Consider the following 2119-nt stretch of genomic DNA (forward strand, 5'->3'; position numbering starts at 1 on the left):
AGCCACTATTGAGCTAAATAGTGGCAGTTTGAACGTCACCTGGCCTGCTAAAGTGGCAAGGGTCAGTGAAACGGTCGATTATAATCAAGCGACGGCCGGGGTGATTTTGGAGATTCAACAAAACTACAAAGATCTTACCCCCACTTCAGTTCCTCCTTTAGTCAATGGCATGTTCGTAAAGGCTTCAATAGAAGGGCAGGCTAACCCAAGTTGGGTGATTCCAGAAAGAGCCCTACACGGTAATCGCATCTATCTAAAAGATGATGACAATCGCTTGGTGATCAAAACCATAGAGGTACTTTACCGTCGCGACAACCATGTGATCATCGACGGTGATATTGAGCATGGACAACGATTGATTTTGAACGATTTATTGCCCGCAATCGAAGGAATGCAACTCAAAGAGCTGGAACAAAAATCAGCCCCAAAGATCGAGGAATCTGAACGATGATTCGCTTTTTCTCGCGCCACCCTACGGCCGCTAATCTACTGATGCTTGCGTTACTTATATTGGGTATTTCAAGTCTATCAACCATTAAACGCGAAACATTCCCTGAATTTTCGCCCCCTTATATTATGGCCGCCGTTGTTTACCCTGGCGCTTCCCCTCAAGAAGTGGAAGAGAGTATCTGTGTCCGAATGGAAGACGCTGTGGATGGCTTAGCGAACATTGAAGAAACTCGATGTGAAGCGATAGAAGGATCCGCTCGGTTAATACTCAAGTTGGGCAGTAAAGCCGACATCGGCCGTATGCTGGTGGATGTGCAAACTCAGATCAATGCCATCAATGACTTTCCTGAAGAAATTGAATCACCAATGGTTCAAGAGCTCGATTGGAACGAGCCTGTGGTTGATATCGCTATTTCTGCTAATACCACTTGGCCTGAACTAAAAGACTACGCCGAAAAGTTAAAGCGAACCTTGAAGCTTGATTATGATGTTTCTCTGGTTGAGGTGAGCGGCTTTTCTGATCATCAGTTTCGTGTGGAGTTAGATTTGCAAGCCGTAAGGCAGTTGGGGATCAGCGTAGGGGATATTGCCGATCAAATAAAACGTCAGAATGTGAAATTGCCAAGCGGTAATGTAGAAACCACCGATAAGAATTTTCTGATTCGATTCGATGAAAGACGCATTAGCCCGCTCGAACTAGAAAGCATCGTCGTTGGTTCTGGGCCTAATGGGTCATTAATTCGTTTAAAAGATATTGCCACGATCACCGATCAGTTCGAGTTAGATGAGCAAAAAGTCTATTTTAATGGTCATCCTTCTGCGATGTTAAAGGTGAGTAAGAACAAGGAAGATGATGCCCTTAGAATCAAAGATAGAGTGTCTGAATTTGTTGCGCATCAGCAATTGATTGCTCCCGATGGAGTGACACTCGAGTTGACTAACGATCTGTCATCACTGTTATGGGATCGCCTGACGATGATGACCAGTAATGGCTGGCAAGGGATCGTCTTGGTGTTTGCGACCATGTGGCTATTTTTCAGCTTTCGCTACTCCTTTTGGGTTGCAGCCGGGCTACCCGTTGCGTTTTTAGGTGGGCTATTTTTAATGGCCAACCTCGGTTTATCCATCAATATTATGTCTTTAGTCGGGCTGCTCATGGCCATCGGGATCATGATGGATGACGCTATCGTGATTGCAGAATCGGTGGCATCGCATCTCGACAAAGGTCAAAGCGTTGATGAAGCCGTTATCAATGGCGTGAAAAAGGTGTTTCCCGGGGTGCTTTCCTCTTTTTTAACCACCATTTGTATTTTTGGTAGCTTACTGTTTATTGAAGGAGAGATGGGCGCGGTGTTAAAAGCGGTGCCACAAGTGCTGATCTTAGTGTTGGTATTAAGTTTGGTGGAAGCTTTTCTGATTCTTCCTAATCACCTGTCTCATTCGCTTCATAATCAGAAGAATGAGCGAGAGCCTGCGAAGTTTAAAAAAGCCCTGTTAGAAAAGTTTGAGCAATTTCGTAATAAACAGCTGGTTAATGCCGTCACCAAAGTGGTTGAGTATCGCTACGCGTTTTTGGGAAGCGTTGTCGCATTAATGCTGATCTCTGTCGCAACCATTGCTGGAGGCGCGCTCAAGTTTCAACCCTTCCCGGATTTAGATGGCGATATCG

Annotated in this window: 1 protein-coding gene and 1 pseudogene; both read left to right on the top strand. The window is 45.2% G+C overall.

Going from position 1 to position 2119, the window contains the following annotated elements; translation table 11 throughout:
• Window positions 1-451 (top strand): annotated as a pseudogene (locus tag ACP45E_RS20770) (efflux RND transporter periplasmic adaptor subunit); the annotation flags it as partial.
• On the top strand, window positions 448-2119 hold a 1672-nt coding region (locus ACP45E_RS20775; protein ID WP_141707465.1), incomplete at its 3' end, for an efflux RND transporter permease subunit. The pseudogene ACP45E_RS20770 and the gene ACP45E_RS20775, both read left to right, overlap by 4 nt.

Origin of the sequence: Vibrio genomosp. F10 str. 9ZD137, from assembly GCF_049974785.1 — a bacterium.
Classification (GTDB): Bacteria; Pseudomonadota; Gammaproteobacteria; order Enterobacterales; family Vibrionaceae; genus Vibrio.